At 69.5% G+C, this 7,785-nt stretch carries 8 protein-coding genes; 3 read left to right on the top strand and 5 right to left on the bottom strand.

Annotated elements, in window-relative coordinates:
* Positions 1 to 153: 153 nt before the first annotated feature.
* The 5 genes from ACWEV3_RS43235 to ACWEV3_RS43215 are packed head-to-tail and all read right to left on the bottom strand — an operon-like array spanning position 154 to position 5,455.
* Complete coding sequence (locus tag ACWEV3_RS43235) at positions 154 to 1,167, bottom strand: glycine betaine ABC transporter substrate-binding protein (RefSeq protein WP_452619479.1); 1,014 nt, start codon at positions 1,165 to 1,167, stop codon at positions 154 to 156.
* Entirely contained in the window at positions 1,164 to 1,931 is a 768-nt protein-coding gene (locus tag ACWEV3_RS43230) for an ABC transporter permease (RefSeq protein ID WP_452619478.1), read from the bottom strand. Before ACWEV3_RS43230 ends, ACWEV3_RS43235 begins: the two co-directional genes overlap by 4 nt.
* Positions 1,928 to 3,112, bottom strand: coding sequence for an ABC transporter ATP-binding protein (locus ACWEV3_RS43225; protein ID WP_452619477.1), 1,185 nt, complete (start codon positions 3,110 to 3,112; stop codon positions 1,928 to 1,930). Before ACWEV3_RS43225 ends, ACWEV3_RS43230 begins: the two co-directional genes overlap by 4 nt.
* Positions 3,105 to 3,752: an ABC transporter permease gene (locus ACWEV3_RS43220; RefSeq protein ID WP_093260758.1), complete on the bottom strand. Its 648-nt coding sequence runs from the start codon at positions 3,750 to 3,752 to the stop codon at positions 3,105 to 3,107. Before ACWEV3_RS43220 ends, ACWEV3_RS43225 begins: the two co-directional genes overlap by 8 nt.
* 5 nt (positions 3,753 to 3,757) lie before the next feature.
* The gene (locus tag ACWEV3_RS43215; protein WP_452619476.1) at positions 3,758 to 5,455 is read right to left on the bottom strand and encodes a BCCT family transporter; all 1,698 of its coding nucleotides are present in this window, start codon (positions 5,453 to 5,455) and stop codon (positions 3,758 to 3,760) included.
* Positions 5,456 to 5,842: 387 nt separating this feature from the next.
* Between ACWEV3_RS43215 and ACWEV3_RS43210 the strand changes: the two genes are divergently transcribed.
* The 3 genes from ACWEV3_RS43210 (at position 5,843) to ACWEV3_RS43200 (ending at position 7,648) form a co-directional block, all read left to right on the top strand.
* Positions 5,843 to 6,292 (top strand): hypothetical protein, encoded by a 450-nt coding sequence (locus ACWEV3_RS43210; protein WP_452619475.1) that lies wholly within the window; start codon positions 5,843 to 5,845, stop codon positions 6,290 to 6,292.
* Between the two features lie 139 nt (positions 6,293 to 6,431).
* Positions 6,432 to 7,121 carry a YcnI family copper-binding membrane protein gene (locus tag ACWEV3_RS43205; protein ID WP_452619474.1) on the top strand — a complete coding sequence of 230 codons (690 nt, stop codon included), beginning with the start codon at positions 6,432 to 6,434 and terminating at the stop codon, positions 7,119 to 7,121.
* The gene (locus tag ACWEV3_RS43200) at positions 7,118 to 7,648 is read left to right on the top strand and encodes a copper resistance CopC family protein (RefSeq protein ID WP_452619473.1); all 531 of its coding nucleotides are present in this window, start codon (positions 7,118 to 7,120) and stop codon (positions 7,646 to 7,648) included. The genes ACWEV3_RS43205 and ACWEV3_RS43200 overlap by 4 nt, the downstream gene beginning before the upstream one ends.
* The last annotated feature ends 137 nt before the right edge of the window (positions 7,649 to 7,785 follow it).

The following is a 7,785-nucleotide window of genomic DNA, read 5'->3' as shown; positions in this document are numbered from 1 at the left end:
CCGCGTCCGCGCCTGCCCCCACCGCGTCGGCACCCTCGCCAAAGCCATCCTCACCCTCGAACACGCAGGATGAAAAACGCTCATTGAAATTGCGGACCCGATCGGCCCGGACCCGATCGGCGCGGAGTCGTTCGGTCGTGGGTGCCCCTTCGGTCAGCGGCCTGCGGCTTCTCCGCCGGGGAGCTTCACCAGGCCCTGCTGGACCAGCCACTCCCTCGCCACGTCCGCCGGGTCCCGGCCGTTGACGTCCACCTGGGCGTTCATCTTCAGCAGTTCCGCGTTCGTCAGCTTCGCCGACACCTGCTCGAAGACCGACGTGATCTGCGGGTAGCGCTTGAGGAGCTCGTCCCGGGTCGTGATGCCGAGGTTGTACCTCGGGAAGAACTGGCGGTCGTCCGCCAGGACCTTCAGGTTCAGCGCCCGGATCCGCCCGTCGGTGGTGAACACCTCGCCGAAGGTGCAGGTCCCGTTCTGGGTGGCCTGGTAGATGCTGCCCTCGGTCAGCACCTTCACCTTCGACCGGTCCGCGGTGAAGCCGTACGCCTTCTCCACCCCGGGCATGCCGTCGTTGCGGCTGGCGAACTCGGTGTCCACGCAGAACGAGGCCTCGTCCGGCTTCTCCGCGATGATCTTCGGGAGCTCGGAGAGCTTCTCCACGCCCAGCCGCTGCGCCGCGTCCTGGTTGACCGCGAACGCGTACGTGTTGTCCACGTTGTAGGTGATCGCCGTCCAGGCGACGCCGTTGCGCTCCAGGTCCAGCTTCTTGACGGCCTCGTACTGGGCGCGGGCGTCCGGGATCGGGTCGGTGTTGCCGTTGTAGCTGATCCAGGACGACCCCGTGTAGTCCCACAGGATGTCGATCTGGCTGCTCTCCAGCGCCTTCCGGGCGCTGGCCGAGCCGACGATGCTGGTCAGGTCGCGGACGTCGGCGCCTGCCGCGGACAGCGCGAACTCGGCGATGTAGCCGAGCACCAGCTGCTCCGTGAAGTCCTTGGACCCGACGGTGATCGTGACGCCCTGCAGCTCCGGCACCGGCCGGATGGTTCCCGGCTCCACCGCGAGCGGCACCGAGCCGCCGGAGCTGAGCCCGCAGCTGGTCAGCAGCACGCCGGTCGCCGCCACCGAGGCCAGCTTGAACGCGCCGCGGCGCGACATCTTCCGGTTCATCGCAACCCCCTCGGCGACAGGTACGTCTCGGCCAGCGCGCCCAGCCAGTCGACCAGCAGCGCCAGCGACATCGCCAGCACCGCGCCGACGACCATGACGGTCCAGTCGTTCAGCTTGTACCCGGTGTTGATCATCTCGCCGAGCCCGCCGGCGCCGACGAACAGCGCCAGCGTCGCGGTGCCGACGGCCAGCACCAGCGCGGTGCGCAGGCCCGCCAGGATGTAGGGCACCGCCAGCGGCAGCTCGATGCGCGCCAGCACGCCCGTCGCCGACATGCCGATGCCGCGGCCCGCGTCGATCAGCGAGGGATCGACCTGCTGCAGGCCGACGATGGTGTTGCGCAGCACCGGGAGCAGCGCGTAGAAGGCGATCGGCAGCACCGCGATCCAGAACCCGGTCGCGCCGCCGGTGATCAGGAAGAACAGCACCAGCAGACCCACCGAGGGCGCGGCCTGGCCGATGTTGGCCAGGCCGATGACCAGCGGCACCGCCCGCCGCGCCCAGCTGCGGCTGAGCACCACGCCCAGCGGCACCGCCACCACGACGACGATCACGGCGACCGCGAGGCTGAGCAGGAAGTGGGTCCAGGTCAGGCTGAGGATCGTGGTCGAGTTGATGCTGCGCGCGGTCACCTCGTCGTTGTCCTGGCTGAACGCCCAGCCCAGCACCCCGGCGACCAGCGCCACGACCGCGATCGGCTGCGCCAGCAGCCGCAGCCGCTCCGCGCTGCGGGACCCGGAGTCCGAAGCGAACTGGCTGCTCATGACTGGTCCTCGGCCGGTTCGTCGTCGGCGTGCTCCTCGCGCAGCGCCTTGATCGTGTTCATCACCGTGTCGATGTCGACCACGCCGACGTACTCGCCGCGGGAGCCGGTGACCACCGCGACGCCGTCGTCGTCGGTGAGGATCGCTTCCAGCGCGTCCTGCAGCGTCGAGGCCAGCGCCACGCTGTCCTCCACCGGCCGCCCGGCGCGGTCCAACGTGGACACGGCGCCGGCCTCGCGGGCGGTCGCCCAGCGCAGCGGGCGGTTGCGCTTGTCCAGCACCAGGCCGATCGCGCCGCGGCGGGTGCCCAGGCGCTCCTTCAGCACCGCGGGCGACTCGTCGATGGTCGCCGTCGGCACCTGGCCCACCTCGATCTCGCGGACCCGCCGCAGGGTGAGCTGCTTGAGCGCGGCACCGGCGCCGACGAAGCCGGCCACGGTGTCGTCCGCCGGGTTGGCCAGGATGGCCTCCGGCGTGTCGTACTGCAGGATCTTGGAGCGATCGCCCAGCACCGCGATCCGGTCGCCGAGCTTGACCGCCTCGTCGAAGTCGTGCGTCACGAACACGATCGTCTTGCCCAGCTCGGCCTGCAGGCGCATCAGCTCGTCCTGCAGGACCCCGCGGGTGATCGGGTCCACGGCTCCGAAGGGCTCGTCCATCAGCAGCACCGGCGGGTTGGCCGCCAGCGCCCGCGCCACGCCGACGCGCTGCTGCTGACCACCGGAGAGCTGCCGCGGGTAGCGGCCGCGGAACTCGCCCGGGTCGAGGTTGACCAGGTCGAGCATCTCGTCGACCCGCTCGCGGATGCGCTTGCGGTCCCAGCCGACCAGGCCGGGGACCACGCCGACGTTCTCGCCGACGGTCAGGTGCGGGAACAGGCCGGCCTGCTGGATCGAGTAGCCGATCTCGCGGCGCAGCTTGTCCGGGTCGAGGCCGAGGACGTCCTGCCCACCGATGGTGATCTTGCCGGCCGTCGGCTCGATCAGCCGGTTGATCATCCGCATGGTGGTGGTCTTGCCGCTGCCGGACGGTCCGACCAGCACCACGGTCTCGCCGGCCGGGATGGTCATGGTCACCGACTCCACCGCGGACAGCTTCTGCCCCGGGTAGCGCTTGGAGACCTCTTCCAGGCGGATCTCGACGCCGTGCCCGCCGGCGGGGGTGTTCTTGTCGTCAGCCACGAATACCTCTCGATGTCGTCAACCGCCCGAACAGCACGAAGAGGGCGTCCAGCAGCAGCGCCAGGATGATCACGCCGACGGTGCCGGCGATGGCCATGTTCAGCGCGTTCGCGCCGCCCAGCTGGCTCAGACCGCTGAAGATCAGGTTGCCCAGGCCGGGGCCCTTGGCGTAGGCCGCGATGGCGGCGATGCCCATCAGCATCTGGGTGCTCACCCGCATGCCCGCGAGGATCGCGGGCCAGGCCAGCCGCAGCTCGACGCGGGTCAGCACGCCGAACCGGCTCATGCCGATGCCGCGGGCCGCGTCCAAGATCGGCTGGTCGACTGTAGACAACCCGACGATGGTGTTGCGGATGATCGGCAGCAGCGCGTACAGCACCAGCGTCACCACCGACGGCGCCACGCCCAGCCCCAGCACGGGGATGAGCAGGCCGAACAGGGCGAACGACGGGATGGTCAGGATCGCGCTCGAGAGAGCGGTGGCGATCGCCGCCCCGGCGGGGCTGCGGTAGACCGCAACCCCGACCAGGACGCCGACGATCGTCGCCAGCACGATGCACTGCACCACCATGCTGGCGTGCTGGTAGGAATCCACCAGCAGCGATTGCCACCTGGATGCGACGTAGTCCAGGAAGTTCACGCTTCTTACTCTTTTCCGCCGGCAGGCGCCGTCGCGGTGGCCTCGCTCTCGTCGGCCTCGGCCGGCGTGGTCACCAGCTGGAACTCGCCGTCGTGCTCCTCGGTACCGGCGATGACCGCCTGCTCCAGCACCTCGGCGCCCTTGGCGTCGCGCAGCGTCACGTCGTCGCTGCGCAGGTCCTTGAGCAGGGCCACGCACATGAACACCATGACGATGGCGAAGGGCAATGCCCCGATGAAGGTCAGGTTCTGGATGCCGTCCAGTGCCTTCTCCTCATCACCGCCTGCGCTGCCGATGACCAGCATGATCGCGGCCACGGCACCGGTCGCGGCACCCCAGAAGACGACCACCCACTTGCTCGGCTCGATGGCGCCCCGCTGGGACAGCGTGCCCATCACGATCGACGCGGCGTCGGCACCGGAGACGAAGAAGATCGCCACCAGGACCATCACCAGCACCGAGGTGACCGTCGCCCACGGCATGGTCCCCAGCACGTCGAAGGTCTGCGCCTCCGCGGAGCCCTCGCCGTAGACGTTGGCACCCGCCTTCTGGGCGTCGATCGAGGCGCCGCCGAAGATCGCGAACCAGACGAGGCTCACGCCGCTGGGCACCAGCAGCACGCCGGCCACGAACTGCCGGATGGTGCGGCCGCGGCTGATGCGGGCGATGAACATGCCCACGAACGGCGTCCACGAGATCCACCACGCCCAGTAGAAGATCGTCCAACTGGCCAGCCAGCTCTGCATCTCGTCGCCGCCGGTGGCGCCGGCGCGGGAGGCCATCTCGCCGAACTCGCTGATGTAGGACCCCACCGAGGTGGGCAGCAGGTCGAGGATGAACACCGTCGGGCCGACGACGAACACGAACAGCGCCAGCACACCGGCCAACACCATGTTGATGTTGGACAGCCACTGGATGCCCTTCTCCACGCCCGATACCGCGGACAGGATGAAGCACACCGTCAGGACGACGATGATCGCCACCAGGACGGTGCTGCCGGCCGAGTCCTTGGCCAGCCAGCCCGCGCTCTCCAGACCGCTGCGGATCTGCAGGGTGCCGATGCCCAGCGAGGCAGCGGAACCGAACAGCGTCGCGAACAGCGCGAGGATGTCGATCACCTTGCCGAGCGGGCCCTCGGAGTTGCGCTTGCCGATCAGCGGCAGGAACACGGCGCTGATCGTCTGGCGGCGCCCGCGGCGGAAGGTGCTGTAGGCGATCGCCAGACCCGCCACGGCGTAGATCGCCCACGGGTGCAGCGTCCAGTGGAACAGCGAGGTCGCCATGGCCGTCTTGATGGCCTCTTCGCTCTCCGCGGGGGACGTCCCCGGCGGCGGGGAGACGAAGTGGCCCAGCGGCTCGCTAACGCCGAAGAACATCAAACCGATGCCCATACCGGCGCTGAACATCATGGCGATCCAGGAGATCGTCCGGAACTCCGGCTGCTCCCCGTCCTTGCCGAGCGGGATCCGGCCGAACTTACTGAAGGCCAGGTACAGGGCGAAGATGACGAACGCGGTGGCCGCGAGCACGAAGCCCCAGCCCGTGTTGGTCAGCAGCCAGTTCAGGGCCGCCTTCGACGCGGTGCTCAGCGAGTCGGTGCCCACCGCTCCCCAGAGCACCACGACGAACATGATGGCCGCGGTGACCCCGAACACGACCCAGTCCGTGCGCGGTTTCCCGAGGAACTCGGGGCTTCCTGTCAATCCAGTTGTATGGTGGCCCTCGGTGGGCTCACCACTTTGTTTTGTTTCGGTCGACACAGGTTTCGGCGCCGACTTTCGGCGACGCCCCCTCCTCTCCGTCGTCAGTTACGACGATCTGGAACTAAGTGGCCGGCAAATGTGCAGCTGGTAGCTCCGGACCGTCTGCAACCCGTAAACCGTGACCCAATCGGGTGAACAAGGCAAGCTCACCTGCGGTCAGCGTGGCCGAACCGACACCTAGACTTGGCTGCCGTGGCAGCCGGAATCAGACCTACGCAGGGCGCGTTGCGCGTCCTGCGCGGTGCCGGTTTGGCCACCACGTCGGCGTCACTGTCCGTGGCCGCACATGCGGCCGCCGGGGGGTCGTTACCCGATCCGGGTACAACCTTGGTGATCACCGGCCTGTTGGCCGGTGCCGGTGTGGCACTCGCTGATCGCAAGCGCGGGTCGTGGGGCATTCTAGGGGCCTTGAGCGCCAGCCAGCTGGCACTTCACGTATTTCTCCAGCTCGTGGCGTCACACCAGGACGGTCACGGGTACGCCGGGATGCGGTTCTCGCCGCTGGTCATGACGCTCGGGCACGCCGCCGTGGTGCTGCTGACCGGGCTCGTGATGGCCCGCGCCGAGCGGGCACTCTTCGTAGTCGCGCGCCTCCTCGGATCCATCCTGCCCCGCAGGTCCACCCCACTACCGGTGGTTGCGCAGCCGCGCACGGTGTGCGTCGTCGTGGTCACGGTGCGTACTCTGGCGCAGCTGATCTACCAGCGCATTCATGCCCGTCGCGGGCCGCCGGAATCTCCTGCCGCCGGCGGCGATCACGTGGAATTCGCCACCTGATCGTTGCTCTTTCGTCATTTCGTCGCGTATTCGCGCGCGCGAATAGCCCGAAACGCAGGAGATTCAAGTGAACATGTCGACAAATCGATTCGCGGTTCGATCCGCGGCGCTGACCGCTGCTTGCGGCATTGTTGCGCTAATGGGCGCGGGCACGGCGTCCGCGCACGTTTCCGCACAGCCCGGCGAGGCGGCCAAGGGCGGCTACGCCAAGGTCGCCTTCCGCGTCCCGAACGAGCGGCCGAACGCCGGAACCGTGCAGGTCAAGGTGAACCTGCCGGAGCAGTACCCGCTGAGCTCGGTGCGCACCAAGCCGATGCCCGGCTGGACCGTCGAGGTGGAGCGGGTCCAGATCGCGCCGGTCGAGGTGGCGGGCGCGCAGGTCACCGAAACTGTGCGCAGCATCACGTGGACCGCGCAGCCAGGCAACCGGATCGGGCCGAACGAGTTCAACGAGTTCGAGGCGACGCTCGGCGCCCTGCCGACCAACACCGACGAACTGCTGCTGCCCACCACCCAGACCTACGACAACGGCGAGGTCGTGAACTGGGACGCTCCGACGCCGCCGAACGGCGAGGAGCCGGAGCACCCGGCCCCGACCCTCAAGCTGGTCGAGGAGGCCGAGGAGGGGCACTCGCACGGCGGCAGCTCGCACGGCCAGGAGGCCGGCGAACAGGCCGCCGGCACCGGTGACGACACGGCCCGCTGGCTGGGCGGCGCCGGACTCCTGGTCGGCGCGCTCGGCCTGGGCGTGGGGGCCGGTGCCCTCGCGCGCAGCCGGAACGCCGGACAGGCTGCGAAGCAGCAGGAATCCGGGAAGGACGAGTCGTGAAGCGGTTGATGGCGGTCGCGGTGCTGGCGCTGGCCGCGCTGCTCGGCGGCGCGGGCACGGCGCTCGCGCACAACGTGCTGGTCAGCAGCGACCCGCCGGAAGGCGCGCAGCTGGCCACCGGGCCCCGTGAGGTCCGGCTGACCTTCGACCAGCCGGTGCGCACCGGCGAGGGCTACAACACGGTCAACGTGGTCGGCCCGGACGGCACGTACTGGACCGACGGGGAGGTGCGGGTCGAGGGCAACTCGGTCGTCGCGCCGGTCCGCGAGCTCGGTCCGGCGGGTGTCTACACGGTCGGCTACCGGGTGCTGTCCAACGACGGCCACCCGGTGCCCGGCAAGGTCACCTTCACGCTGACCGCGCCGGGCGGGGGCACGCCGGCCCCGGCCCCGCAGAACGCGGACCAGCCCGGCCCGGAGTCGGCGGAGTCCGGCGGCATGCCGATCTGGCCGTGGATCGTCGGCGCGGTGGTCGTGGTCGCCCTCGGCCTGGTCCTAGCCCTGCGCCTGGGCAAGCCGAAGGACTGACGCGAGAAGGGGCGCCCCCGGCCGAGTCTCTCGACCGGGGGCGCCCTCGTTTTCGCGCCGGGTCACGTCGAGCACCTGGCGGTTTCGCGCGAAACCGGCGATCCGCGTGCGGGAAGGGCGGCGGTTTCGCGCGAAAC

It is taken from the genome of Saccharopolyspora sp. NPDC003752, from assembly GCF_053605825.1.
The sequence above is the reverse complement of the archived record's forward strand: the minus strand, read 5'-3'. Positions and strand labels throughout refer to the sequence as shown.